This window comes from Novosphingobium sp. BL-S-34, assembly GCF_056857015.1.
Genome location: NZ_CM166473.1, coordinates 1,851,958 through 1,877,341, shown reverse-complemented (window position 1 = coordinate 1,877,341; position 25,384 = coordinate 1,851,958). Strand labels below are relative to the sequence as shown.

Genomic DNA, 25,384 nt, shown 5'->3' with positions numbered 1-25,384 from the left:
ATACCGCTAACATAACTGTTGACGCGCGCCGGCACTGGGCATATTAAGGCTTCAATGATAGCGCTACCAGTGTTGGCGCAACCCACGATCCGCTCGGAAGCGGACGTGATTTAAATGGGAGGGGATATCCAATGCGATCCAACCGTATTTCCGTTCGTGCCGTTCTCCTGAGCGCCGCCGCGCTCTCGGGCCTTTCCGCGCCTGCCGCCTTTGCGCAGGACGCTGCGGGCACCACGGCCGCCGACACCGCCGATACGACCGCCGCCCCTCAGGACGATACGCCTTCCGCGGGCGACATCATCGTCACCGGCATCCGCGCCTCGCTGCAGAGCGCGACCAATGCCAAGCGCGACGCCGTGACCTTCGGCGATTCGATCTTCGCCGAAGACATCGGCAAGCTGCCCGCCACCAACCTGGCCGAAACGCTGAACCGCATGCCCGGCGTGCGCCTCAACCGCGACATCAACGGCGAAGGCACCCAGGTCGCCATCCGCGGCCTTGGCCCCAGCTTCACCCGCGTGCTGCTGAACGGTTCGCAGCTCCAGGTCGCGTCCGACGGCGGCACCAACGGCGGCAGCGCCAACCGCGAAGTCGATCTCGACTTCTTCCCGTCCGAACTCTTCACCCGTCTCGACCTTGCCAAGAGCCCTTCGCCCTCGACGCTCGAAGGCGGTATCGCCGGCACCGTCAACCTGCACAACGCGCGCCCCTTCGACAAGGAAGGCACGCACTTCACCGTCGTCGGCCAGGGCCAGTATACCGATAGCAACGGCAAGATCAGCCCGCGCGGCGCGGTCGTCGCCAGCCACACCACGGATACCTTCGGCATTCTCGTCGGCGTGGCCGGCGTGAAGACCAAGACCCGCGTCGATGGCTTCGAATCCGTGGGCTGGACCGACGGCAACCTTGGCGCCGGCGATCCGGGCGGCAACAACTTCTCCTGGGCCTCGGTGGTTCCGACCAATACCGGCCACGGCCTCGTTGCCGGCCAGCCGGTGGACGTGGTCGCCACTTCGGGTCTCACTCGCGACCAGCTCAGCACCGCGCTGATCCCGCGCCTCGGCCGCAACAGCCTGACCAACGGCGACCGTTCGCGCATCTCCGCGCTGGCATCGCTCGAATGGCGCCCCAGCGACGAGCTGCACTTCGCGATCGACGGTATCTGGGCCAAGTCCAAGCGCGACTACTACAAGGTCAACATGAACTGGCAGGTCCGTAACTCGGGCCCGGGCACCAGCGCGCAGTCGACCGGCGGCATGATCCCGATCGACCTTGCGGTCGACGACAACGGCGTGGTCACCAGCGGCACCTTCGCCAACTCCTCGTTCTTCCTCGAAGCGAGCCAGTTCAAGCAGACCACCAAGTTCTGGAACATCGCGCCGAGCGTCACCTGGCAGCCTTCCGACCGCGTGAAGGTGGAAGCCAATGCCAACTGGTCGAAGAGCAAGTTCTTCCGCGAACAGCCGACCTGGGCCTTCCAGACCACCCCGGGTTCGGGCGTGGACGTCTACTACGACAACAGCGGCGGCAACCAGCCGATCATCACCACCAATGTCGATCTCAACGATCCGAACATGGGCTGGGAATGGTACCGCCAGAACGTGTCGCTGGTTCGCCGCGATACCGAGACGCGCGGTGCCCACCTCGACACCACCATCGGCGACAGCGACTTCAGCGTGAAGTTCGGCGGCGCCTATGACCGGGCCCAGCGTTCGATCCGCGCTTACGACAACAGCCCGGCCTACCAGCTTTCCGTCTGCGGCGCCGGCTGCACCGGCGATACCGGCTCGATCACCACTGGCCAGATCCCGCAGTATCTGACCCAGTTCCCGGTCAGCAACTTCGGCCATCTCGCCAGCGGCAGCGTGGGCTACAATGCCTTCGTCATCCCCGACTTCGATGCCATCAAGCAGGCCACCAACTACGCCAGCTACCGTGACAGCGCGCCGGAAACGCGCGGCGCGGTAACCGGTGGCGCCACGGGCGACATCGACGAGACGGTGCTGGGCGCCTACTTCGAACTGAACGGCACCACCGAACTGTTCGGCCGCGAACTGCACATGAACGGCGGCATGCGCTATGCCCATACCAAGCAGATCGTCGTCGGCCCGAGCCAGGTCGGCACCGCCATCATCGACATCACCTCGCGCTCGAACTACGACAACTTCCTGCCCTCGGTGAACTTCACGTACGATGTGCTGGACAACCTGAAGCTGCGCTTCTCGGCCTCGCGCACGATGACGCGTCCGAATGCCGACCAGATCCTGCCGGGCATCACGTTCTCGGATCCCTCGGCCCTCACGGCCAGCGCGGGCAATCCTGATCTGAAGCCCTACACTTCGGACAACTTCGATATCGGCGGTGAATTCTACACCGGCGGCATCGGTTATGTCGGTGTGTCGGCCTTCCAGAAGAACATCGCCGGCTTCACCGTCACCACGTCCTCGGAAGTGCCCTTCGGTTCGCTCAACATTCCGTACGACAGCCTGATCTCGACCCAGCAGAACGCCCTCAGCGACCGTTCGCTCCAGACCGGCGTGCCGATCGCGAACCTGCCGATCACGGTGACCCGCCCGATCAACCTCAGCGATCTGAAGATCAAGGGCATCGAGGCCACCTGGGTGCAGCCGCTCGACTTCCTGGTGCAGGGCCTGGGCTTCTCGGCCAACGGCACTTACCTGAAGCAGTCCTCGTCCTCGGGCCTCGTTGCCACCGGTGTTTCGCCCTACTCGTACAACCTCCAGGGTTTCTACGAGAACAACGGCCTGTCGGTCAGCGTGAACTACGTCTGGAACGACGCATCGATCGCCGTGAACGGTCCGCAGAACGGCATCCAGAACGCCGCCTTGCGCTCGGACGCCCGCGGCCAGCTCGACATGTCGGCCGGCTACCAGCTGCCCTTCCTGAACAACGCGGTGCGCCTGACGCTCGATGTGCTGAACATCACCAACGAGCCGATCCGCACCACCTTCGAATACGACAACGCCGCTTACTCGGTTTACTATCCGGGCCGTCAGGTCCTGCTGGGTCTGCGCGCCAACTTCTGATTGTTCTTGCAGGGAACTCCTCCTCCCTGAAAACTCCGAGCCGGCGTCCATTCCCTGGATGCCGGCTCATTTCTTTTATGGGGTCCGCGATGCTGCCGAAGTTCCGTCACCTTGCCCTCACCGCCCGGATGGTCACGGGCCGCCCGTTCAGGCGCGCGCTGATCCCGGCCGCTCTTGTGATGGCCGGGCTGGGCGTCTCGGCGCCTGCGCTGGCGGCGGCCTGCCCCTGGGTTTCGGCCTGGGGATCCTCGCAGATGCTTCCCGATGCCGACAATGCCCTTCCGGCCGAGGCCACGCGCGATGTGACGCTGCGGCAGATCGTGCGGCCCTCGATCGGCGGCACCGGACTGCGCGTGCGCTTGTCCAATGCTTTCGGCGACACGCCGCTGGTGATCGAGGCCGCCACCCTGGCCCGCGCCCGGGCGGCGGACAAGGCAGGGATCGACGCCCGTTCGCTCACGCCGCTGCGCTTCTCCGGCAAGGCCCGCGTGGTGATCCCGCCGGGCGCGGACTGGCTTTCCGACCCCCTGGACCTGCCCGTCCGCGCTTTCGAGGACCTGGCCGTCTCGCTCCACGTCCAGGCCATGCCCCAGCGCCAGACCGCGCATCCCGGCTCGCGCGCGACTTCGTACTGGATCGCGGGCGACCATGTTGCCGATGCCGAACTGGCCGCGGCCAAGCCGATCGACCACTGGTATCTCCTCTCGGGAATCGAGGCGCGGGCCTGCGGGGCGGGCGCAGTGGTGGCGCTGGGCGATTCGATAACCGACGGGCGCGGCTCCACCACCAATGGCAACGACCGCTGGACCGACGTGCTCGCCCGGCGGCTGGCGGGCAGTTCGGCGGGGGTTGCGGCAGGCAGGCGCGCGGTGATCAACCAGGGTATCGGCGGCAACCGCGTGCTGCTTGACGGGCTCGGCCCCAATGCCATGGCCCGGCTCGACCGCGACGTGCTGGCGCTGCCCGGCGTCACTCACCTCATCGTCCTGGAAGGCATCAACGACCTCGGCGTCCTCACGCGCGACCACCCGGCGAGCGCTGCGGAACACGCCGCCATGGTGGAGCAGATCACCGGCACCTACGGCCAGATCGTTGCCCGCGCCCATGCGAAGGAGATCAAGGTCTACGGCGCGACATTGCTGCCGTTCATGGGCATGGACTACTACCATCCGGGCGCCGTCAACGAGGCCGACCGCCAGGCGATCAACGCCTGGATCCGGGCACCGGGCAACTTCGATGCGGTGATCGATTTCGACAAGGTGATGCGCGATCCCGCGCGGCCGGACCGGCTCAATCCCGCCTATGACGTGGGCGACGCGATCCATCCCAACCCGGCCGGCTACAAGGCCATGGGCGAGGCGATCCCGCTGGACTTGCTGCGCTAGGAAAGAACGAGGAGAGGTGCGTCTCCCGGATCAGGTCCGGGATGACGATCTCAGGCCGGGCAGACGTCGTCTCCGGGGCGCGGCAGCGGTGTCGTGCGCAGCAGGGCAGGCGTCGGGCCGGGTCTGGCCGGATCGGTGGCGGCATAGAACGGGTCGCGCTGGGCCTGTTCCAGAGTGACGAACCGAAAGCCCATGTCCCGGTAGAGCGCCAGGAGCCGCGGCATCATCCGCGCATCGAAGGCGCCGACGTGGAGCAGCAGCACATAAGGCACATCGCGGCGGAACCGGGCCTGCGAAGCGGCCCGCGCGGCCTCGGCATCGGCGCGGGCGGCGGACAGGAAGCGCGCTTCGAGATCGGCGATCGCGGCGGTGTTCCCCTGAGCGGCGCAGCGGGCATAAGGCGCGTTCCACGCCCAGTCGTCGAAGGAGAGGCTGACCCCGGCGATACGATAGTGCCGCTGCGCCAGCGCCGCCCGCACGGCGTCGCGCACGGCCGGGTCCCTGCCCTCGGCAAGGAAGGGGTAGCGTAGCCAGGGCTTCATGCCGCGTGGTGCAAGGGCGGTCTGGTTGCGGTCCAGCTCGGCCACGAATTCCGCCGCGCCCACTTTGTCCAAATTGAGATGCCGGAAGCCGTGATTGCCGAAAGGCAGCCCGGCGGCGCGCCAATGGTCCAGCACGGTATCGAGATCGCCAGCCTCGCCCTTGCCGGCATTGACGAAGCCGAAAGCCGGGGCGCGGGCCTGTTTCAGGGCGGCCAGGATGGCGTCCGTCACCGAGAGCGGGGTATCGCCGCCGGGGTAAGGCGTGTGCAGGGGCAGGTCGTCGAACGTGAGCGCGATCTGCGGCGCGGGGGCGGCAAGCGCGGGATGCGGGGCGAGCGCCAGGATCAGGGGCAGCGCGGCGCTCAGCAGGCGCGTGGATTTTGCGGCTGGCGCCCTGGTCGCCGTTGCGACTTGCGTCGTTACTTCCGCGTGCACGCCCTCTTCCCCCACCTTTTCCTGAACCGTCCCTCCGCACTGCCCATCCCTTATTTCGTCATTGCGAACGTAGCGAAGCAATCCAGAGTCGCGCAGAGCCGCCCTGGATTGCTTCGCTACGCTCGCAATGACGAGGTGTGTCGGGTGTCGGATGTCTGTGTTTCCGTCTGTCGGCTGTGCGCGTGGTTCAAGAGACTGCGCGCCCCTTGGGCGATCTCGCATACCCGCACCTCCCGCAGGAGCGCCCAAAGGGATGGCGAACCAGCGTCTGGTTCGCCATCCCTTCGCCGTATCAGTGAATGAAGGGATCGATCGTCTTGATCGTGCCGTCTTCATTGTAGTGCAGTTCGGTGACCTTGACGTTGCGCAGGCGCGTCTGGCCGGAGAGTTGGCTGTCGGCATAGAACAGCCACCACTTGCCGTCCTTCTCGACGATCGAGTGGTGCGAGGTCCAGCCTTCGACCGGGTTCAGGATGCGGCCCTTGTAGGTGAAGGGACCGTAGGGGTTATCGCCGATACCGTAAGCGATGTAGTGCGTGTCGCCGGTCGAGTAGCTGAAGTAGTACTTGCCCTTGTACTTGTGCATCCACGAGGCTTCGAAGAACCGGCGGTCATGGTCGCCGCCGAGCAGGAGCTTGCCCTTCTCGTCCACGATCTTCACTTCACGCGGTGCCTCGGCGAATTCCAGCATGTCGCCGGTCATGCGCGCCACGCGCGGGAGCAGGGCGGGCTTGTCGTCGGCCTGGAGGTCGGTCTTCGAACCGTTCGGATCGTACTTGCCGTTCACGTTGCGCTGGAGCTGGCCGCCCCAGATGCCGCCGAAGTACATGTAGCTCTGGCCGTCGTCGTCAGTGAAGACGGCGGGGTCCATCGAGTAGCTGCCCTTGATCGGCTGCGGTTCCGCCTTGAACGGGCCCATCGGGTCCTTCGAGGTGGCGACGCCGATGCGGAAGGCGCCCTGCTTGTCCTTGGCCGGGAAGTAGAGGTAGTACGTGCCGTTCTTGAAGGCTGCGTCGGGCGCCCACATCTGCTTCGAGGCCCAGGGCACCTGCTTCACGTCCAGAGCGAGGGGACCGATGGTGACCTTGTCGCCCACCTTGTCCATCGACAGGACGTGGTAGTCGCGCATTTCGAAGTGGCCGCCGAGATCGTCTTCCGGCGTCGGGCCGTCCACGTCGTGGCTGTTGTAGATGTAGAACTTGCCGTTCCAGACATGGGCGGAAGGATCGGCGGTATACATCTCGCTGACCAGCGGCTGCGAAAGGTACTTCTTGCCCGAAGCGGCGCCGGCTTCGGTGGCATCGGCCGATGCCGCGGCGTCAGGCGCGCCTCCGGTACCATTGCAGGCGGCCATCAGGCCGCAGAAAGCGGTTGCCGCAAGGGCTGCGTAAATTCGCCTCGACACATCTATCTCCCGGTCGGTTTAAATCTTCTATCCGAAAGATAGCGCTAACATCCGTCAGGGGCAACCGGGATATTCTCGCCCCCCGATCAGGCGAATTCCGGCCGCCGAACGGCGCGAACCTTGCCGATGCCCGCCACGAAAACGAGCGCGGCAACCACGGCGAACGCGCCGGCCAGGGCGAAGGCGGGCGTGTAGGAGCCGGTCAGCTCGCGGATCACGCCGGCGCCGAAAGCGGCCAGCGCGGCGCCCATCTGGTGCGCCACCATCACCCAGCCGAACACGATCGGCGCGTCGCGCTCTCCAAAGGAAAGGTTGGCGAGCTTGAGCGTCGGCGGCACCGTGGCGATCCAGTCCAGCCCGTAGAACACCGCGAAGATGGTCAGGCTGACCGTGCCGAAATCGATGAAGGGCAGGGCCAGCAGCGACAGTCCGCGCAGGCCGTAATAGACGGCCAGGAGGCGGCGCGGGTCGTGGCGATCGGACAGCCAGCCCGACGCGGTCGTGCCGATCAGGTCGAAGAAGCCCATCAGCGAAAGCAGCCCGGCGGCCGCGACCGGGGCGATGCCGTGGTCTCCGCAGAAGGCGATCATATGCGTGCCGACCAGGCCGTTGGTGGTGAGGCCGCAGACGAAGAAGCTTCCCGCCAGCAGCCAGAACACCGGCTGGCGGGCGGCGCGGACGAGCGCCTCGATGGCGAGCCAGGGCGTCGCCGCCTGCTTCATCGGCGGCGCGGGGGCAGTGCCTTCCTCTTCGCCGAAGCGCCGCACGCCGCGCGTCTCGGGACGTTCGGGGACGAACAGGGCCACCACGGGGATAAGCGCGGCGCAGCCCAGGCTGACGGCCAGTGCCACCGGCCGCCAGGCGCCGCCTTCCGACAGCCAGGCCAGGAAGGGCAGGAACACGAGCGCGCCGGTGGCCGTGCTGGCGCTCAGCATGCCCATGACCAGCCCCTGCCGCGAGGCGAACCAGCGGTTGACCACGGCCGCGCCCAGCACCGAGGCGACGGCACCCGAACCGATGCCCGACAGCACGCCCCAGCTCAGCACGAAATGCCAGGGCGCCGTCATCCAGCGGCTGGCGAAAGTGGACAGCGCCATGAGCACGAGGCCTGCCAGCATGGTGCGCTTGATGCCCACGCTCATCATCAGCGCCGCGGCGAAGGGGCCGACGAGGCCGTAGAGCAGGATGCCGATGGCCGCGGAGAACGAGATCGTCGCCCGGTCCCAGCCGAAGTGCAGTTCCAGGGGCAGCATCATCACGCCCGGCGCCGATCGCAGACCGGCCGAGAACAGCAGGGCGAAGAACGTCACGGCCACGACGATCCAGGCGGGGTGCGGGCGGCGGAGGGCAAGGGGCATGGGCAGGTTTCCCGAAAAGGTCGAAGCGGAGAGATAGCGGGAGTCCCGCCGCGATCCGAACGAGAAAGATTGGCGCGGGTTGTGAATTCCAGTAACAACCCGGGCATGTACCGCCCGCCCTCGCTCAACACGCTGCGTGCGCTGGTCGCCGCTGCCCGGCACCGCAGTTTCACGCGGGCGGCCGAGGAACTGGGCGTTACGCACGGCGCGATCAGCCATCGGGTCCGCGAAGTGGAGGAGCGGCTGGGAGAGCCGATGTTCGAGCGGCAGGGCAATTCCATGCAGCCGACCCTGGCGGCGCTGCGCATCCTGCCCACCGTGCGGCAGTCGCTGGAACTGATCGCCAGCGTATTCCCGGAACCGCCCGCGGCGGGGCATGTGGTGCTGAAAGTGGCGGTGCTCCCGTCATTCGCCTCGCACTGGCTGGTGCCGCGGCTGGCGGAGTTCCACGAATCCCATCCCGGCATCGCCATCGCGCTCGATCCGCGCATGGACCTCAGCCCGGTCGGCCCGCAGGGGCTGGACGCCGCCATCCGCTATGGCAGCGGCGAGTGGCCGGGGCTGGTGGTCGAACGGCTGATGCAGGACACCGTGTTCCCCGCCTGCTCGCCCGCCTATCGCGAGCGGATGGGGATCGAGAGCGAGCAGGACCTCGGCCGCTGCCGGTTCCTGCGCAACTCCTGGCAGCCTTGGACGCCGTGGTTCCAGCGCGCCGGGCTGGCGCTGCCGGAGCCTGCCGATTCGCAGCCCTACGACGATGCCGGGCTGCTGCTGGAAGCGACCGCGGCCGGGCACGGCGTGGCGCTCGTGCGCAAGGTGATCGCGCAGGACGCCATCGCCGCCGGGCGGCTGGTCCGTCTCTCCGCGGTCGAGCATCCCTTTGAAGGCGCCTATCATTTCGTCCGCCATCCCGGCAGCCCTCCGGCCAGGACCGCGGCGGTGCTGGCCTTCGCGGCGTGGCTGAAGCATCGCCTTGATGGTGAGTTTACCGGAGCGAAACTCCAACACCCGTAATTGCCATTGCCGGGACCGCGCCAAGCTGGCACGGGCAGGTCGAGGGCAATGCGAATGACCATCTTGCAAGATATCGAGAAACTCGTCGTCCGGCTCGCACCAGAGCCGGTCTGCGACGATTGCATCACGCAAAGGCTGGGCCTGAGCGTGCTTCACCATGCGGATGTCCAGACCCGCGAACTCGTTGGAACCAACGGTTTCGTGCGGAGCAAGGACGAATGCAGCCTATGCGGCGAGACCAAGCTGGTGATTCGCCGGCACTGACGGCGCGGCTTGCGCCGCGTCAGGCCCTCAGCAGCACCGTCCGCCGTTCTTGCCGCCGTATCGCGCCTCCTGACGGTCCCGGAAGAACGCCTTGCGGTCCATCACCGGGCGGTCCGGGTGATGCGCGGCCATGTGCCGGACGTAATCGTCGTAGTCCGGCAGGCCCACCATGAGCCGGGCCGTGCGGCGCAGGGTCTGGATCAGGCCGCTCATGCCGGCACCGGCCGCGGGGAGGCCTCATGGGCGGGGATCTCGTTCACGGTCGGCACCGGGCTGCGGCGCGAGGCCATGCAGGTGCGCCAGGTGAAGACCATCAGGGAGAGTACCACGGCCAGGAACACCGCCACCAGCGCGGCGTCGACCCGGTCGTTGAAGACGATGCGCTCCATCTGTTCCAGGGACTTGGCGGGGTTCAGCAGTTCGCCCCGCTCCAGCGCGGCGGAGAACCTGGCGCCGTGCGCCAGGAAACCGACGGCGGGATCGGCGGAGAACAGCTTCAGCCAGCCCGCCGAAAGCGTGCAGATCAGCAGCCACGCGGTCGGCAGCACGGTGACCCAGGCGTAGCGGTCACGCTTCATGCGGAACAGCACGGCGGTCGCCAGCATGAGGGCGATGGCGGCGAGCATCTGGTTCGAAATGCCGAACACCGGCCAGAGCGTGTTCACCCCGCCCAGCGGATCGGTGACGCCCTGATAGAGGAAGAACCCCCAGGCCGCCACGCAGAGCGCCGTGGCGACGAGGCCGGGGACCTGGCTCCTGCTCTCGCCGAGGCGGGGCACGGCCAGCGCCATCAGGTCTTGCAGCATGAAGCGTCCGGCGCGGGTGCCCGCGTCCACGGCGGTGAGGATGAACAGGGCCTCGAACAGGATCGCGAAATGGTACCAGAAGGCCTTCATCGCCGGCCCGCCGACGACGTGGGAGAATATCTCCGCCATGGCCACGGCCAGGGTCGGCGCGCCGCCCGCGCGGGAAATGATGGTGTGCTCACCCACGTCCCGGGCGGTCTGGGCGATGGTCTCGGGGGAGATCGCGAAGCCCATGGCCGTCACCGCGTGGGCGGCGCTGGCGGCGTCGGTGCCGATCAGCGCGGCGGGGCTGTTCATGGTGAAGTAGATCCCCGGATCGAGGATCGAGGCGCCCACCAGCGCCATGATCGCCACGAAGGCCTCCATCAGCATGGCGCCGTAGCCGATCAGCGGGGCATCGCTCTCGCTGGCGATCAGCTTGGGCGTGGTGCCGCTGGCGATCAGGGCGTGGAAGCCGGAGACCGCGCCGCAGGCGATGGTGATGAACAGGAAGGGGAACAGCCCGCCCGAGAAGACCGGCCCGCCGCCAGAGGCAAAGGCGGTGAGCGCGGGCATCCGCAGCGGCGGCGCCATGATGACGATGCCGATGGCGAGCGCGGCGATGGCGCCGATCTTGAGGAAAGTGGAAAGGTAGTCGCGCGGGGCCAGCAGCAGCCAGACAGGCAGGACCGAAGCGACCGCGCCGTAACCGATCAGGATCCAGCAGAGCTGCACCGGCGTGAACGTGAACAGGGGTCCCCACACCGGCGACTGGGCGATCGCTTGGCCATAGACGATGGCGGCCAGCAGCCCGACGAGGCCGAGGATGGAGACTTCCCCGATCCGGCCGGGCCGGATCCAGCGGGTATAAGCGCCCATCAGCATGGCCAGCGGCACGGTGGCGGCCACGGTGAACATGCCCCAGGGGCTCTCCGCCAGGGCCTTCACGACGATCAGCGCCAGCACGGCCAGGATGATGACCATGATCATGAAGGCGCCGAACAGCGCGATGGTCCCGGCCACCTGCCCCATTTCCATGCGGATCAGCTCGCCCAGCGAGCGCCCGTCGCGCCGCATCGAGATGAACAGGACCATGAAGTCCTGCACCGCCCCTGCCAGCACGACGCCGCCGATGATCCAGAGCGTGCCCGGCAGGTAGCCCATCTGCGCCGCCAGCACCGGCCCGACCAGCGGTCCGGCCCCGGCGATCGCGGCGAAATGGTGCCCGAACAGCACGGTGCGGTCGGTCGCGACATAGTCCAGCCCGTCGGCGCGGCGCAGGGCGGGCGTCGGCCGCGACGGGTCCAGTTTCATGACGTGACGGGCGATGAACAGCGCATAGTAGCGATAGGCGACGAGGAAGCAGCAGACGGCGGCCACCACGATCCACAGCGCGTTCACCGCCTCTCCGCGCGAAACCGCAACGACGGCGAGCGAAATGGCGCCGACAAGGCCGGTGAGGAGCCAGGGCAAGTGGCGGATCATGGTGCTCTCCTTCTGGCGCCGTCTCCCCGCGCCGATCTCCCCGTGCATAAAGCCTTGGGCCGACGAGGGAACCGGGAAATCGCAATTCGTCGGCCGGGATGTCATCGGAGACCCGTTCGCCGACAGCGACCGGACCTTGGGCGGCGGCTGGCGTTCCGTGGCAATGTGTGACAGGCAACCAAAGAAGATTGGCGGGCGTTGAATTGCGTGGCACCACGGCGCCGCCGACGCGTTCCGGCCTAATCTGCTTAGTTTCTAATGCATTGGCACGCCGCACTTGGCACGCCGTACTGGGCACGGCGGATCGGTCCGCCGCCGTCTATCCTTGGGGGAAATGAAGCCTTGCGTGGCTGGATACTGTTTCATCGCGAGCTTGATCCCGCGAACTCGGAAGTGCCCGAGGTGCTGCGCTTCCAGGAAGCGGCCAGCGCCATGGGCATCGAGCTGCAAGTGCTCCATCCCCACAAGTTCGACCTGGTGGTCGGCTCCGAGGAAGGCTGGAGCACGACTTACCAGGGGCGGCTGGTGGAGCGGCCGGATTTCGTGATCTGCCGCACCGGTGCGGAGACGGACTATTTCACCCTGGCCCTGCTGCGCCATCTGGAGCGGCGCGGCGTGCGGCTGGTCAACGGCCCGGCGACGATCGAGCAGGTGGCGGACAAGCTGCACACCCTGCAGACGCTCAACCGCGCCGGTCTGCCGATCCCGCGCACGATCCTGGGCACTTTCCCCATCGACGTCGACCTCGTGGAGCGCGAACTGGGCTTTCCCGTGATCGTCAAGACGCTGAAGGGCACGCGCGGGGCCGGTGTGCTCAAGTGCGAGGATCGCAACCAGTTCGAGGATCTGGCCGGGCTGCTGGAAAGCGCCGATGCCCAGGCCGACTTCATCCTCCAGCATTACGTCCGCGCCAGCCATGGCCGCGATGTGCGCGTGCTGGTGGTGGGCGGCCGCGTGGTGGCGGCGATGGAGCGGCGCTCGCTGACCGGGGGCTTCAAGTCCAACGTCTCGCTCGGCGGCGTGGGGATCGCTTATAATCCGCCGCCGGAAATGGCCGAACTGGCGGTCCAGGCGGCTGACGTGCTGGGGCTGGACGTGACCGGGATCGACATCCTCTTCGACGAGGAAGGCTACCGGATCTGCGAGGCGAACTCGGCGCCGGGCTTCCAGGGGCTGGAGCGCGCCACCAGCTACGACGTGCCCTCGGCGATCCTCGAATGGGTGATCTCCACCCAGGACGCGGCGGAGCCTGTCACGGCCCCGGCGGCGGAAAGCAATGCCCTGGCCGAACTCGCTTTCGGGGGGCGCGCGGGCCTGCGCGTCCTCAGCGACCGCAACCCGGAATATCGCCGCTTCGCCAGCGCCGTCGGCCTGCGCATGGTCGGCGCCGGGCTGGGCTGCCTGGCCCATGCCAGCCTCCCGCCGATGCTGGTCGACCGCAAGAGCCGGGTCGGCACCGGCCTGCGCACCCTGTTCGACGGCCGGGTCAACGCCGATCTCTCGGCGCTCAACGACACCGAACAGGAAAGGACGCTGATGATCGTGCTGGTGGCGGCGATCTGGGCGGCGGTCCTGCCCTGGCTGGCGGGCGCGGACGTGGTTCCCGGTGCCGTGCTTTCGGTGATCGCCTTGTGCTTCCCCGTGCTGTTCATGACCACCGCGCCGACGGGACGGTTCGGCAGGTCCGCTTCCTCGCTGCGCCGAAGGACCGGCGGATGATCGATCCGGCGACCATTCCCTGGGCCGCGCTCGCCCCGTTCATCATTGCCGGCTTCCTCGCCCAATTGGTCGACGGCGGGCTGGGCATGGGCTTCGGCGTCCTGTCCAACTCGCTGCTGATGCTGCTCGGGGTGCCGCCGGGGGCGGCCTCGGCCGTGACGCACCGGGTGGAGAGCTTTACCAGCGGCGCATCGGGCATCGCCCATGCCTTGCAGCGCAATGTGGACTGGCCGCTGTTCGCGCGGCTGGTCGTGCCGGGCATCGCCGGGGGGCTGCTGGGCGTCTGGGTGCTTACCAGCGTCAGCATGGCGATCCTGCGCCCTGCCGTGCTGGTCTACCTCGCAGCCGTGGGGCTCTACCTGATCTGGCGGGGGCCGCGGCGGCCGCAGTCGTACCGGCGGATGAAGCTGGTCGGTCCGCTCGGCCTCATCGCGGGCTTCCTCGATGCCTCGGGCGGGGGCTGGGGACCGATGGTGACGGGCAACCTCATGGCGCAGGGCATGACCCCGCGCATGGCGATCGGCACGGCCAATGCCGCCGAGTTCTTCGTCACCGTCACCGTGCTCACGGCCTTCATCGGCAGGCTGGGCGTGGAATCGCTGACGATCGCCGCCAGCGGCCTGCTGATCGGCGGCGTGGTGGCCGCACCGTTCGGCGCCCTGCTCACCCGGCGCATTTCCCCGCGCCGGCTGATGGAACTGACCGGCGCGACGCTCGTGGCGCTGAGCCTGGGCGGATTGATCTCCATGATGTTCTCTCCGATCCCGCTGTTTTCGCGGCTTTAATCGGCGAGCGGTGGGCGTGGCGGGATCGCCAAGGGCCCCAAAACTGGCCAATCGGCGCATCGTCGGCTATGGAGGCCGGATCGCCGACTGGAATTTGCGCGCCGGCGACTGAGAGACCAACGAGCTCCCGCATAAAGGAGCCGCTCATGGAACTCTGTAAAATCCTGAGGATTCAACTCTCGCGCGCCGCGCACGCGGGAAGCGGCTGGCTGTGCCCTGTCCTGATCGACATGGCTTCGACCTCCAGCAACTTCGCCCCCCGATAATCGAGAAGATCCGCATGAACGCCAAGACCACCGCCCATCCCGCCCCGCCGACCCGCATCCAGGAAAACCTGCTGGCACGGCGCGAGCGGCAGCTCCTGCAATGGCTCTGCGCCCGCATGCCCCGCTGGGTGACGCCGGACCTGCTGACCGCCGGGGGCCTGCTGGGCGCGTTCATGACTTTTGCGGGCTATACGGCCAGCAATCTTTCCCCGGGCTGGCTCTGGCTGGCCATGGCCGGGTACGTGGTGCAGTGGTTCGGCGATTCCATGGACGGCAGCCTCGCCCGCTTCCGCAAGATCGAGCGTCCCTCCTACGGCTATTTCATCGACCATAGCTGCGACGGCCTGACCACCGCGCTGATCGTCTGGGGCATCGGCACCAGCCCTTACGTCACGATGGACGTGGCGATGGTGGCGCTCGTGGGTTACCTGCTGCTGTCGATCCACGCCTATCTCGCCGCGCGGGTCCTTGGCGAATTCAAGCTCTCGTATCTCCAGGCCGGCCCCACCGAACTGCGCTTCATGCTGATCGGCCTGACCGCGATGATGATGCTGCTGGGCACGGGACGCGGCCTGTTCGGCATGGTTTCGGGCTTCGACCTGTTCGTGGGCTCGGTCGGCGCGATCCTGATGGTGCTCTTCGTGGTGCAGACGCTGGTCACCGGCAAGCGCCTCGCCGCGGCGAGCTGATCCGCGTAATATTGTTGCGCGCATTTCGGCTGTAAACCGGCGAGGCTTGCTCTAAGGCGGGCCGCTTGAAACGAAGCGGCTCCCAGGGCGGAGCCTTGCAGGGGCGCCAAAGTGTCGGTTGAAGAGTCGGGTGTGATCGGATGGTGCGGCACGAGCGCGGAGCCGCGGCGATGAACGTCTATCGCAGCAATTCCCGCGTCCTGGCCGCCAGCCTGGTCGGTACCGCCGTCGAATTCTACGACTTCTACATCTACGCCACCGCTGCGGCGCTGGTGTTCGGCCCGCTGTTCTTTCCGGGGGAATCGCCCTCGGTGCAGCGGCTGGCCGCCTATGCCAGCTTCGCGATCGCTTTCATCGCCCGGCCGGTGGGCGCCACGCTGTTCGGCCACTTCGGCGACAGGGTAGGGCGCAAGTCCACGCTGGTCGCCTCGCTGCTGCTGATGGGCGGCGCCACGGTGATTATCGGCCTCCTGCCCACTTACGAGAGCATCGGCTGGTTCGCGCCGCTGCTGCTGTGCCTCATGCGCTTCTCGCAGGGACTGGGCCTCGGCGGCGAGTGGGGCGGTGCCGCCCTGCTGGCGGTGGAGAACGCTCCGCCCGGCTACCGCGCGCGCTTCGGCATGTTTCCCCAGCTCGGCGCGCCGGTGGGCTTCATCGCCGCCAACGGGCTGTTCCTGGTCTTCAGCATGACCCTGAGCGACGCGGACTTCCTCGCCTGGGGCTGGCGCATTCCCTTCCTGCTGAGTTCGGTGCTGGTCGGCCTGGGCCTGTGGATCCGCCTGAAGCTGACGGAAACCCCGGCCTTCGAAGCCGTACTGGAGGAAACCCCGCCCAAGTCGATCCCGATCGTCGAGCTGTTCCGCACGCACTTGCGCCAGACCCTGGCCGGCACTTTCGCGGTGATCGCCTGCTTCGCGCTCTACTACCTCACCACGACCTTCGCGCTGGGCTATGGCACCGAGACGCTGGGCTACGATCGCCGCAGCTTCCTGGGCGTGCAATTGTTCGCGATCCTGTTCATGGCGCTGGGCATCGTCCTGGCCGGCTATGCGGCGGACCGCTGGAGTTCGCGCGGCGTGCTGATCGCCGGTTGCCTTGGCGCCATCGGGGTGGGCCTGCTGATGGGGCCGATGTTCGCGGCCGGATCGCTCTCGGCCATCGCCGCCTTCCTGTGCCTGGGCCTGTTCACGATGGGCTTCGTCTACGGTCCGGTCGCCTCGCTCCTGCCGCAGCTCTTCGACGCGCGGGTCCGCTACACGGGATCGTCCATCGCCTTCAACGTCGGCGGCATCTTCGGCGGCGGCTTCGCGCCCGCTATCGCCCAGACGCTGGCCGACAAGGGCGGCGTGCTATATGTGGGCACGTATATCTCGGCGGCGGCGATCCTCAGCCTGATCGGCCTGCTGTCGATCCGGCGCAACACCGAGCGGAGCTTCACCGCCTAGAACGTCTTCCCATCGGGTGGAATCGCCTGATGACCCGGAAAACGCGGTAAGCCAGAAACCCGAAAGCGGTCGAGCCGCCGCAGCAGGATCGGATCCGCTCCAGACCCGCCCGTCCTGCGGGCGCCTCCGCCTCCGTCTCCGTCTTCTCCCATTGACCGCCGCGCCCGAGGGTATAGAGCAGGTGGAACAAATGGATTCGCGTCCCGCAAAGTGGACCGATCCGGAGAAAGACACGAACGATGACGGCACTTCGCGACGACAAGCCCGAAGTCGAGGTCAAGGGCACGCAAACGTTGATGCGTGCGCTCGACATCATGGACGAAGTGATCGGCGGCCCGATCCGCGCCGCCGATCTCGCCCGGAAGCTGGGCATGAGCAAGACCACCGCGCACCGCCTGGTGCAGGCGCTGAAGTCCCGCGGCTATCTCTCGGTAACGAGCGACGGCTTCGGTCTTGGTCCCAAGCTGCTGGAACTGGGCGTCATGGCCACCGAGCAGATCGACTATGTGCGGGTGGCCCGGCCGTTCATGGAAAAGCTCTCGGAAAAGACGGGTTTCTGCGTTTTCGTGGGCAAGCGCGAGGGGGACTGGTCCCGCCACCTCGACCGCGTGACCGGGCGCCAGCGTCTTCGCGTGGCGACCGCGCCGGGAGACCGCCGCCCCATCGCCGAAACCGGCCTGGGCAAGGCGCTGCTGCTGGACGAGGACGAGAAGGTCTGGGAAGACCTCTACCGTGAAGCCAATGGCGGCAAGGTCTCGGCCAAGGCGGTGAAGGAATACGTGGCGCTGATGCGGGAGCACAAGGCGCATGGCTACGTGCTGCACGACAGCGAGCTGGGCGACGGCGTGCGCTCGATCGCAGTGCCGATCCGCGATGCGCGCCGCGAGATCTGCATCGCCATCTCGATCGCCAGCGCGGCCCATTACCTGACGGACGACATCGTCGACGATCTGGTGGCGGCCATCGTCGCCACCGCGGGGCAAGTCGGCGAGGCCGTGGGCTACCGCGCGCCGCGGGGCTAGCCCGCGAACCGCCGGGTCATGGCCGGGGCGGCCGCACCCTTAGGCGGTGCTCCGGCACCACGCGCAGCCAATCCAGTGTCGCGACCTGCCCGGCAGCGGGCAGCGCGGCCCGCGCCTTGTCGTCCAGGTAGATCGGCGCATCGACGCGCAGCGGCATGATCGAGAGGCGCCAGGGCCGTCCGAGCCGCCCGGCAAAGCGCTTGAGGCCGATGCGCCATAGCTGGCCGTCCCAGAAAGTGTCGTCCAGCAAGTCCATGCCATCGTGCAGGCGCAGGATGTCGCCCTTGCAGGCGATCTCCAGGAAGGCGTCTCCGCCTTCGGGCAGCAGCGCGGGTGAGAGCGTGAATTCCCATGTCGCGGCGGCTTTCCAGGTTTCCGGCAGCGGTTGGAGCACCGTCTTCGCCGGGCCGCCGATCACGGGCGCCGGCGCTTCGCCCGCCGGGCGGATCTGCCGGGCCTCGACGGATGCCGCGAGGGGGCCGGGAACGCGCGCGGCATGGTGGCCGCCGTGCCGGGTCAGGGCGGCGTCCGCTGTCATCCCGGGCTCCGGGGGGATCATGGCGAAAGCGAAGTCCCGGTTGCCGCGCTGACGCAGTTCCAGCTCGCCGCCCGCGAACATCACGTCGGCGTCCGTCAGGATGAGCCGTCGTTTACCACCGAATGCGCCTACCCATGTCTGCCCGGCCGAGGCGCGATCGAGCACCAGCAGCCGCACTGCCGCCCCTTGCGCGGTGACGAAGCGCAGCAGGCGTTCCGGTCCGGCCCGGACCTGCCCGATCCAGCGCCCCGCACCGTCGCGGCGGAAGCCCGCCGGCGGTCTCTGGAGGCTCGCGCCATCGATGGCGAGTTCCACATCGTCGGCAATCGTCGCGGCCAGGACATGGATCGGGCCTTCACCGTCCTCCAGCCGCGTCACCGGCTGCGCGGTGGCCCAGGCGAGGCGCAGGCCGTCGAGGTCGAGGCCGATGGGCCAGGCGAAGCTGGCGCCGCTCGGGATCGTGACCGGCGCGGAGGGCAGCGTCACCGGGCCGCCGGGGAGGCGCACGGTGAACTGGGTGCCGGGATGGCCCGGCGTCGGATATTGGCGGACGTGGATGTTGACGAAGAGGAAGCCGCTGCCGCCCGCGCTGCGCACTGACCAGCGCAAGGTGGCGAGGTCTGCCTTGTCGCGCGGCTGCACGGCCGGGGCATGGACCTGCATGGGCGAAAGTGCGGCGCCGTGGCTGTCGATCAGGTAGTGGAGCGGGCGCAGGGCGGCATGGGCGGGGCCGGGCAGGCCGTATTGCCCGATCGGCGCCTGGAAGTCGTAACCGATCACCGGCACGTCGTTGTAGCCGCCAGAACGCTGCGTTTCCTCCAGCGCGCGGCCATGGGCGAGCGGGTTGGAGCCGCCATGGAACATGTAGTAGCCGAGCAGGTTCACGCCCGAGCCCAATTGCGTCAGCACTGCCGCCGCGATGTCGGCCGGGGCGATCAGCGGGCGGCGGCGGTACATGACCGGCACCCCGGCGCCATATTCGGCGCCGAGGAAAGGCGTGTCTTCCATGTCGTCGTCGGCATCGCCGCGGCCCTTGGCCCGGGTCTGCGCGCCCAGGTCTCCGCTCACGCGGCTGTCGAAGCGGAAGAGGTAGTTTTCCTTGGGCGGCAGGCGTTCCGTGCTGGCGGACCACGGCTCATCCGGATAGCCGCCATGAACGGGCACCACCTCGCCCCTGGGATAGACCGTGCGGTCCCAGCCGGTGACGGTGTAGAGCGGCACGTCGATCCCGATTTCGCGCGCCAGTCCTTTCAGCGCCGCGATATGGGCACGGCCCTGGCCGGGGCCGGAGAGGTTGTATTCGTTCTCCACCTGCATGCCGATCACCGGCCCGCCCTGCTTCCACAGCAGGCCGTCGATCTGCCCGGCCATCGCGCGCCAGAAGCGGGAGACTTCGGTCATGTAGGCAGGATCGTTGGAGCGCGGGTGCGTGGCGGAGACGACCCAGTCGGGTATACCGCCGAAGCGCACTTCGGCATGGCACCAGGGACCGGGGCGCAGGAAGAACAGCAGCCCGTGGCGCGCGCAGAGCGTGACGAAGCGCCGCAAGTCGCGGGTGCCGGTCCAGTCGAGGCGGCTCGGCTCCAGTTCGATATGGTTCCAGATCACGTAGCTGGCGATCACCCCGATCCCGGCGGCCTTCATCTTCGCCAGTTCCTCGTCCCAGTATTCGGCCGGGAAGCGGGTGAAGTGAAATTCGCCCATGATCGGCAGCCACGGCTTGCCGTCGCGGGTGAGGGTGAGGTTGTCGATGCCCAGTGTGCCACCCGGCCCCTCGCCCGTGCCCATGCGCAAATGGCCGGATTTCAGCGGGCGACCGGGGCGGGAAGCGTCGAGTTCCAGAGGCGCGGCCTGCGCGGCGTCGGCAAGGCTTCGGACGGGCAGGGCCGCGGCGAGGGCGGCTGCGCTGCCGGCCCGAAGCAGGCCGCGGCGGTCAATGCCCGGCATTGACGGGCTTGCCCAGATCGCCGTTCGCACTGTCCTGCTCGACGAGCGGGTTGCGGCCCCAGAGCTGATCGTAGCGCCAGCCGGAGAGGTCCTCCACCACCGCCTGCGCCTCGGGGCTGGTCGGGGTGCGGGCACCGCTGCGCAGATGCTCGATCTCGCGCATCAGCACGGCATGAGTCGCGGGGGAAAGGCGGAAGCGCAGCGAGACGATCACGCCGAATACCAGCATGGCCACGGTCCCCAGCCCCAGCAGCAGCGCGATCGTGAGGATGGCGCCGTACGATTGCTGCGCCGCGCCGGAAACGAAGCCGCCCGCCTGCATCACGAAGCCCACGCCGGCTACGGCCGCCGCCTGCGTGGCCTTGCGCACGAAGGTCATGACGCCCGCGAAAGCGCCCTCGCGGCGGCGGCCGGTGACGATCTCGTCCACGTCGGCCATGTAGTTGTAGGTCGCCCAGGGAATGTAGTTGAGCGCGCCGCGGCCCAGGCCTGCCAGCGCGATGGGCAGCCAGATCATGGCGCTGGTGGCCGTGATGCCCATGGACCAGAGCCCGATCAGCGTCAGGGCGCCCGCCGCGAAGCTGGCGGCGGCGATCTGGTAGGCACGGCTGGGCGAGGCGCGCAGGGCCATGTTGATGGCGATGATGACGGCCACGAACTGCACGATGTACATCGTGCCCAGCAGCCCGGAGGCGACCGCCGTGGTCCCCGCCAGCGCGAAGATCACGAAGAACGTGAAGGCCGCGTTGAACACGTCCTGGCTGATATAGCCGCCCAGGTACATGCCCAAGTGCAGGCGGAAGGCGCGGATCCGCATGGTCGAGAACAAGTTGCGGTAAAGCGCCTTCAGCGCCTCCAGCGGGCCGGCGGAATTGCGTTGCTCGGGGGGCAGCGGCACGCCTCCGGGCCCGTGACGCTCCCAGCTGAACAGGTAGAGCATGGCCGCCGTCACCATGAACAGCGCGGCGAAGATCAGGCCCATGTAGAAGAAGGTGTCCGCGCTGTCGCGGCCCAGCGCCTCGATCAGCCAGAGCGGCAGGAAGCCCGCCAGGATCGCCGCGGCCTGGCCGAACAGGATGCGGAAGCCCGCGAACTTGGCCTTGGTGCGATAGTCGCTCGACATCTCGGCGGCGAGCGTCTCGAACGGGATGATCTCCATCGCATAGACCAGTTCGAACAGCACGTAGCTGACGAGGTAGTACCAGAAGCTCTGCCCCGGCAGCCACATCAGCGCGAAACTGGGCAGCAGGGGAATGGCGGCCAGGATGAAGAAGCGCCGCCGCCCGAACCGGCGGCCCAGCGCGGTCGTGCCGAAGTGGTCGGAAATATAGCCGATCATCGGCGAGGCGAAGGCGTCCAGCACCCGCGCCACCGCGAAGATCGTCGCCGCCTGACCGGCCGAAAGCCCGCAGAACTGGGTGTAGAAGATCAGCACCCAGCCCGAGATCACCGCCATCGACCCGGCCCCGAGCACGTCGTTGGAGCCATAGGCAAGGTAGTTTCTCAGGCGCACCGGACGCGCGGCCACGGACTGGCTTTGGGGCACTACAGGATCCTTCACCGTATTGTTCTTGTCTGGCCCGCCTTCGTGGGCGGAACGATTGGGTCTGTTATTATGTCGGAGTAATGGACTTGTCAGCAGGCATGAAGCGAACGGCTTCGATCATCACGGCGGGATCGCCGGATTCAATCGTTACCTTGTGCTGGCCGGCTTCCAGAAGAGCGGAAAGCGGCAGGGAAATGCGGTTGTCGAGCACGGCATCGGCCCAGTCGCGGTCACCGGTGCGGCGCGGGATTTCGAGGACCTGCGGCTTGCCGTCGATGCGGATGGTCAGGCGCAGCGCCTCGCCATTGTCGGAGGGATAGGCAGGCAGCAGATCGACCACGGCCTGCCAGCGACCCGCCGGCAGGGTGATCGCGGCCTGCGCGGAGGCGGACGCCGCACCGGCGCCGAGCAACGCACCGTACCGGCCGAGGCCTTCCACCAGCCGCCAGGCTGAGCCGTTCGGGGAGGGGCGGCGCGTGAACTGTTCGGGCCGGAGCAGGGGAAGCGCGGATCGCGGCTCCGGCTCCGGCTCCGGCGCCGGGGCTGCGATATCCGGCAAGGCAGCGAACGCGGGCACAACCGGCGGGGTCTGCCGAAAGCTGCGCCACTGCCCATCCGCGGGCTCGACATTCATGATCCCGCGCCATTTGCCGCCCGCGGTGTCGCGGTTGTAGCGGCGCGTCAGGGCCGTCAGCGCCGCGTCGGCCTCGGCGGCGATGCGGGCGCGGCGCCAGCTTTCGGCGGGGGCGGTATCACGCAGCGCGTCGTGGGCCTCGGCGGCGAAGAAGCGGCGGTTGGCGGCGGCGGATGCCGATACCGGGTAGTCCACAAGTTCGAAGAAGGCATCGGCGCGCTCGGCCGGGACCTGCCGGCGCAGGGCGGCAAGGCGCTGCTCCATCGCCGCGAAACCGGCGAGCCGGGCGTCGGCCTCGGCCGTGGTCAGCGGGCTGGCATGGGGTTTCTGCCCCGGCAGATACCATTGCAGATGCTCGGGCCGGCGCGCGAAGTTGAGGCGGTAGTAGTCACTCATGACGGCGGCGGCCTGCGGGTCCGTGCCCGCTTCCGCGCCGCGTCCCTGTCCGGTTCCGAGGATGTCTGCGAGCCAATGTCCCATCCATGTCTCGACAGGCTGGGTTCTTGTCCTCTCGATGTCCCATGCAAGGCTGAGGAAGTAGTCGACGCCCAGTTCGGCTGGCTTGATGTCCCCGACATTGACGATCCACATCTTGCGCGCGCCGTTGTCCCACGCGCGTCCCATTTCCTCGCGGATCAGCGCAGGCGGCGTGGTCGAGAGCCAGAGATAGGAGAGCGGCGCGCCGAGGTAGGAGAGGTGGTAGTAGACGCCGTTGCCGCCGCTCCGCGCCCGCTCGGCGGCATCGGGGAGATGGCGGATGTAGCCGAAGTTGTCGTCCGTCCACATCAGGGTGACATCGTCCGGCACTTTCAGCCCGGCCCGGTAGATGTCGAGGACTTCCTTGTAGGGCGTGAAGACTTGCGGGGCGCCGGAAATCCCCGCCTCGCGCAGGAGTTCGCGCTGGTCGGTGAAGACCTGCTCCAGCACCGCGCGGCGCTCCGGGTCCGTCGTGGGGCCGATCATGCCGCTGTCATGGATGCCGCGCAGGCCAAGGGTCCAGATCGTCTCGTCGGCGGCGTTGCTCTTCACCCGCGCGCGCCAGTAGTCGCGCATGGCATCGCGGTTCGTCAGGTAGTTGAAGTCTTCCGCCTTGCCGGTCCATTCGCCCACGTTGTTGCGCAGCATCGGTTCGGCATGACTGGTGCCCATGATCACGCCGTAGCGCTCGGCCAGGGCGGCATTGGCGGGATCGGCGTTGAAGGCGCGGCTGGCCTTGTGCATGGCGGGCCAGAGCGTGTTGGCCCGTAGCCGCAGCAGCAGGTCGAAGACTTTGGCATATGTCTTCGGGCCGGGAGCGGGTTCATCGGGTTCGGCGCCCTCGGCCCAGGGAACGAGGCCCCAGTCCTCGTCATTGATGAAGATGCCGCGATACTGCACCGAAGGCGGGCCGAAGCGCCGGGCCTTGGCGGAGACGTAGAGGCTGCCGTGATGCTGGGGTGGCACATCCGCCCACCAGTGCCAGGGCGAGACGCCGATCGCGCGGGAGATCTCGTAGGCGCCGTAGGCGGTGCCGCGCCGGTCGCTGCCCACGATCACCAATGCCTGCTTCACGCCGGGTGCGGGGTTGGAAACCGGCACGATCAGGAAGCTTTCCCAGGCCCCGCGCAGCTTCGCGGCATCGACCCGGCCCGCCGCCACAAGCCGGTCGATCGCGGGATTGCGCCCCAGCGTGCCGATCCAGACCTGCACGTCCGAAGCGGCGTTCGCGCCGGTCACGGTGGCCAGGTCTCCGCGCAAATCCTCAGCGGCGATGCGGACCAGTTCGTGGTCCCCGGCCGAGGTCACGACTTGGGCGACATGTCCGTCCTGCGCCAGCGCGAAGTCGCCGCGCGCGGGCGTGAAATGCACGAACTCCGGAGCGGCCGCCTGCGCCGGATGGGCGAGGGCCAGCCCCGCCGCCACCGCAAGAAAGGCCGCCCCGCGCATCGTCAGATGTAGGTCCGCAGGAACTCGGCCAGTGCGCAGATGGCAAGGCTCTGGCCATAGGGCATCGAGGTGAGCGCGATGTCCTTGTAGAACTGCAGCGTGTCGCCCATCGCGGTGCCGAAGCTGACTTGCTGAAGCTCTCCGGCATCGTCGATATTGGCGAGCACGCCGCGCACCGCCTTGATGCCCACCGCCTCGTATTCGCGCGGCAGGTAGCCCTTGCGCACCGCCTTCAGGATGCCATAGGCGAAGCCTGCCGTGGCCGAGGCCTCAAGGTAGCTGGTGGGATCGTCGATCAGCGTGTGCCACAGGCCGGTTTCCGCGTCCTGCGTGGCGGCAAGCGTGCGGACCTGTGCGGCCAGCGTGTCGATCAGGAACATGCGAAAGGCATCGCCCGGTTCGAGATCGAGCAGTTCGATGATCTCCGGGATCGCGATCGTCACCCAGCAGTTGCCGCGCGCCCAGAGCGCTTCGGCGAAGTTGTGGCGGCCGGTGAAGTCCCAGCCGTGGAACCACAGGCCGGTCTTCTTGTCGGCCAGATACTTGATATGGACCAGGAACTGGCGCTTGGCTTCTTCGATATACTGCGGGCGGTCCAGCAGCAGGCCGATCTTGGCCAGCGGCAGCACGCTCATCATCAGCGTGTCGTCCCAGAGTTCGCCGGGGTTCTCGTCGTTGTACACGATGTGCTGGAAGCCGCCTTCCTCGGTCTTGGGCAGGCCGTCGGGCGCCATCAGCCATTCGGCCCAGGTATCGAGATAGGGGATGTAGCTGGGATCGCCGTCCAGTTCGTAGAGGTAGGCCAGCGTGATGAAGGGGGCCACCGTGTTGATGTTCTTGGTGGGCGTGCCTTCCGCGAAGCGGTCCTCGAACCACTGGCGGATGATCTCCAGCGCCTTCTCGTCGCCGGTCTGCTCGAAATAGCGCCACATGCCGAACAGGCCGACGCCGTGGGTCCATTCCCAGCCGGCCCAGCCCTTGGTGTCGATCACCCGGCCGTCTTCGAGGCGGAGCAGGAATTCGCCGGTTTCGTCCTTGATGTTGACGAGGTTGTGCATGAGCAGGTCGATCGCCGCGGTGACCTGCTGGCGGGGGATGTCATGGGTTAGGGCGGCCACTCAAGTTCTCCTGTGGGCGATGCTGCGGC

General features: G+C 67.7%; 18 protein-coding genes. 9 read left to right on the top strand and 9 right to left on the bottom strand.

What is annotated here, in order from left to right; genetic code table 11:
- Window positions 1–131 precede the first annotated feature (131 nt).
- Both AC1VV3_RS22030 and AC1VV3_RS22025 read left to right on the top strand, forming a co-directional pair.
- The gene (locus tag AC1VV3_RS22030; RefSeq protein WP_482962499.1) at window positions 132–3,047 is read left to right on the top strand and encodes a TonB-dependent receptor; all 2,916 of its coding nucleotides are present in this window, start codon (window positions 132–134) and stop codon (window positions 3,045–3,047) included.
- A gap of 179 nt (window positions 3,048–3,226) precedes the next feature.
- Window positions 3,227–4,432 (top strand): SGNH/GDSL hydrolase family protein, encoded by a 1,206-nt coding sequence (locus AC1VV3_RS22025; protein ID WP_482963175.1) that lies wholly within the window; start codon window positions 3,227–3,229, stop codon window positions 4,430–4,432.
- A gap of 50 nt (window positions 4,433–4,482) precedes the next feature.
- On the opposite strand, the gene AC1VV3_RS22020 is transcribed toward AC1VV3_RS22025, so the two are convergent.
- The 3 genes from AC1VV3_RS22020 to AC1VV3_RS22010 form a co-directional block, all read right to left on the bottom strand.
- Complete coding sequence (locus AC1VV3_RS22020; RefSeq protein ID WP_482962498.1) at window positions 4,483–5,409, bottom strand: polysaccharide deacetylase family protein; 927 nt, start codon at window positions 5,407–5,409, stop codon at window positions 4,483–4,485.
- Window positions 5,410–5,701: 292 nt separating this feature from the next.
- Window positions 5,702–6,763, bottom strand: coding sequence for a glycoside hydrolase family 43 protein (locus AC1VV3_RS22015; RefSeq protein WP_482962497.1), 1,062 nt, complete (start codon window positions 6,761–6,763; stop codon window positions 5,702–5,704).
- Between the two features lie 137 nt (window positions 6,764–6,900).
- Complete coding sequence (locus tag AC1VV3_RS22010; RefSeq protein WP_132267636.1) at window positions 6,901–8,172, bottom strand: MFS transporter; 1,272 nt, start codon at window positions 8,170–8,172, stop codon at window positions 6,901–6,903.
- 105 nt (window positions 8,173–8,277) lie between these two features.
- Here AC1VV3_RS22010 and AC1VV3_RS22005 point away from each other — a divergent pair, with 105 nt between their 5' ends.
- Both AC1VV3_RS22005 and AC1VV3_RS22000 read left to right on the top strand, forming a co-directional pair.
- Complete coding sequence (locus AC1VV3_RS22005; protein ID WP_314467349.1) at window positions 8,278–9,186, top strand: LysR substrate-binding domain-containing protein; 909 nt, start codon at window positions 8,278–8,280, stop codon at window positions 9,184–9,186.
- 54 nt (window positions 9,187–9,240) lie between these two features.
- The gene (locus AC1VV3_RS22000) at window positions 9,241–9,450 is read left to right on the top strand and encodes a hypothetical protein (protein ID WP_132267633.1); all 210 of its coding nucleotides are present in this window, start codon (window positions 9,241–9,243) and stop codon (window positions 9,448–9,450) included.
- Between the two features lie 27 nt (window positions 9,451–9,477).
- Here AC1VV3_RS22000 and AC1VV3_RS21995 read toward each other — a convergent pair whose 3' ends face one another.
- Both AC1VV3_RS21995 and AC1VV3_RS21990 read right to left on the bottom strand, forming a co-directional pair.
- Window positions 9,478–9,663, bottom strand: coding sequence for a YbdD/YjiX family protein (locus AC1VV3_RS21995; protein WP_132267631.1), 186 nt, complete (start codon window positions 9,661–9,663; stop codon window positions 9,478–9,480).
- Window positions 9,660–11,720: a carbon starvation CstA family protein gene (locus tag AC1VV3_RS21990; RefSeq protein WP_132267630.1), complete on the bottom strand. Its 2,061-nt coding sequence runs from the start codon at window positions 11,718–11,720 to the stop codon at window positions 9,660–9,662. The genes AC1VV3_RS21995 and AC1VV3_RS21990 overlap by 4 nt, the downstream gene beginning before the upstream one ends.
- A gap of 342 nt (window positions 11,721–12,062) precedes the next feature.
- On the opposite strand from AC1VV3_RS21990, the gene AC1VV3_RS21985 reads away from it, so the two are divergent.
- The 5 genes from AC1VV3_RS21985 (at window position 12,063) to AC1VV3_RS21965 (ending at window position 17,646) form a co-directional block, all read left to right on the top strand.
- Window positions 12,063–13,439 carry an ATP-grasp domain-containing protein gene (locus tag AC1VV3_RS21985; RefSeq protein WP_132267628.1) on the top strand — a complete coding sequence of 459 codons (1,377 nt, stop codon included), beginning with the start codon at window positions 12,063–12,065 and terminating at the stop codon, window positions 13,437–13,439.
- Complete coding sequence (locus AC1VV3_RS21980) at window positions 13,436–14,224, top strand: sulfite exporter TauE/SafE family protein (protein WP_132267626.1); 789 nt, start codon at window positions 13,436–13,438, stop codon at window positions 14,222–14,224. Before AC1VV3_RS21985 ends, AC1VV3_RS21980 begins: the two co-directional genes overlap by 4 nt.
- 280 nt (window positions 14,225–14,504) lie before the next feature.
- On the top strand, window positions 14,505–15,179 hold the full coding sequence (locus tag AC1VV3_RS21975) for a CDP-alcohol phosphatidyltransferase family protein (RefSeq protein ID WP_243654319.1): 675 nt from the start codon (window positions 14,505–14,507) through the stop codon (window positions 15,177–15,179).
- A 170-nt stretch (window positions 15,180–15,349) separates the two neighbouring features.
- Window positions 15,350–16,624 (top strand): MFS transporter, encoded by a 1,275-nt coding sequence (locus tag AC1VV3_RS21970; RefSeq protein ID WP_132267624.1) that lies wholly within the window; start codon window positions 15,350–15,352, stop codon window positions 16,622–16,624.
- A 239-nt stretch (window positions 16,625–16,863) separates the two neighbouring features.
- A complete protein-coding gene (locus AC1VV3_RS21965; protein WP_132267623.1) occupies window positions 16,864–17,646 on the top strand; it encodes an IclR family transcriptional regulator in 783 nt (260 codons plus the stop codon).
- A 16-nt stretch (window positions 17,647–17,662) separates the two neighbouring features.
- Here the strand turns inward: AC1VV3_RS21965 and AC1VV3_RS21960 are convergent, their stop codons facing one another.
- From AC1VV3_RS21960 to bglB, 4 genes are read right to left on the bottom strand one after another with little or no spacing between them, the layout of a single operon-like run.
- A complete protein-coding gene (locus AC1VV3_RS21960) occupies window positions 17,663–20,131 on the bottom strand; it encodes a beta-galactosidase (RefSeq protein WP_482962496.1) in 2,469 nt (822 codons plus the stop codon).
- On the bottom strand, window positions 20,118–21,692 hold the full coding sequence (locus AC1VV3_RS21955; RefSeq protein WP_482962495.1) for an MFS transporter: 1,575 nt from the start codon (window positions 21,690–21,692) through the stop codon (window positions 20,118–20,120). Before AC1VV3_RS21955 ends, AC1VV3_RS21960 begins: the two co-directional genes overlap by 14 nt.
- 52 nt (window positions 21,693–21,744) lie before the next feature.
- Window positions 21,745–24,237: a glycosyl hydrolase 115 family protein gene (locus tag AC1VV3_RS21950; RefSeq protein WP_482962494.1), complete on the bottom strand. Its 2,493-nt coding sequence runs from the start codon at window positions 24,235–24,237 to the stop codon at window positions 21,745–21,747.
- A 2-nt stretch (window positions 24,238–24,239) separates the two neighbouring features.
- Complete coding sequence (gene bglB, locus AC1VV3_RS21945) at window positions 24,240–25,355, bottom strand: beta-galactosidase BglB (RefSeq protein ID WP_134093377.1); 1,116 nt, start codon at window positions 25,353–25,355, stop codon at window positions 24,240–24,242.
- Window positions 25,356–25,384 lie beyond the last annotated feature (29 nt).

Coding starts and splice junctions, on each gene's coding strand:
- AC1VV3_RS21965 (WP_132267623.1), top strand. CDS start 16,864: ATGACGGCACTTCGCGACGACAAGCCCGAAGTCGAGGTCAAGGGCACG.
- AC1VV3_RS22010 (WP_132267636.1), bottom strand. CDS start 8,172: ATGCCCCTTGCCCTCCGCCGCCCGCACCCCGCCTGGATCGTCGTGGCC.
- AC1VV3_RS21980 (WP_132267626.1), top strand. CDS start 13,436: ATGATCGATCCGGCGACCATTCCCTGGGCCGCGCTCGCCCCGTTCATC.
- AC1VV3_RS22000 (WP_132267633.1), top strand. CDS start 9,241: ATGACCATCTTGCAAGATATCGAGAAACTCGTCGTCCGGCTCGCACCA.
- AC1VV3_RS21995 (WP_132267631.1), bottom strand. CDS start 9,663: ATGAGCGGCCTGATCCAGACCCTGCGCCGCACGGCCCGGCTCATGGTG.
- AC1VV3_RS22005 (WP_314467349.1), top strand. CDS start 8,278: ATGTACCGCCCGCCCTCGCTCAACACGCTGCGTGCGCTGGTCGCCGCT.
- AC1VV3_RS21970 (WP_132267624.1), top strand. CDS start 15,350: ATGAACGTCTATCGCAGCAATTCCCGCGTCCTGGCCGCCAGCCTGGTC.
- AC1VV3_RS22015 (WP_482962497.1), bottom strand. CDS start 6,763: ATGGCCGCCTGCAATGGTACCGGAGGCGCGCCTGACGCCGCGGCATCG.
- AC1VV3_RS22025 (WP_482963175.1), top strand. CDS start 3,227: ATGGCCGGGCTGGGCGTCTCGGCGCCTGCGCTGGCGGCGGCCTGCCCC.
- AC1VV3_RS21960 (WP_482962496.1), bottom strand. CDS start 20,131: ATGCCGGGCATTGACCGCCGCGGCCTGCTTCGGGCCGGCAGCGCAGCC.
- AC1VV3_RS21975 (WP_243654319.1), top strand. CDS start 14,505: ATGAACGCCAAGACCACCGCCCATCCCGCCCCGCCGACCCGCATCCAG.
- AC1VV3_RS22030 (WP_482962499.1), top strand. CDS start 132: ATGCGATCCAACCGTATTTCCGTTCGTGCCGTTCTCCTGAGCGCCGCC.
- AC1VV3_RS21950 (WP_482962494.1), bottom strand. CDS start 24,237: ATGCGCGGGGCGGCCTTTCTTGCGGTGGCGGCGGGGCTGGCCCTCGCC.
- AC1VV3_RS21990 (WP_132267630.1), bottom strand. CDS start 11,720: ATGATCCGCCACTTGCCCTGGCTCCTCACCGGCCTTGTCGGCGCCATT.